The organism is Zoogloea sp. LCSB751 (genome assembly GCF_002028455.1).
Taxonomy (GTDB): domain Bacteria; phylum Pseudomonadota; class Gammaproteobacteria; order Burkholderiales; family Rhodocyclaceae; genus Zoogloea.
Genome location: NZ_MWUM01000219.1, coordinates 1 through 269 on the forward strand (window position 1 = coordinate 1; position 269 = coordinate 269).

The window sequence follows — 269 nt, forward strand, 5'->3', positions numbered from 1 at the left end:
GCTGGAGGTGCTGGTGGAGCGCATCCTGGACGAGCATAGCGTTCTTGCCCATGTCCGCTCCTCCAAGTCCCCCAAGCCCGGCACCCGCCTCATTCTGGATGGCGGTCCCGATGGGGAGAAGGTGGAGGCCGAGATGCGCGCCCGCCACGACGCCCTGTTCGAGATCCACTTCCTGGACCCGCGCCCCGTGCTTGAGATCCTGGAGGCCATAGGCCACATGCCGCTGCCCCCCTATATCGACAGGCCCGACGAGGACGCCGACAAGGAGC

At 66.9% G+C, this 269-nt stretch carries 1 protein-coding gene; it reads left to right on the forward strand.

The annotated features are described in order from the left end of the window. The coding region (locus B4920_RS26395; protein ID WP_161493394.1) for an S-adenosylmethionine:tRNA ribosyltransferase-isomerase at positions 1–269 on the forward strand (269 nt) is incomplete at both ends.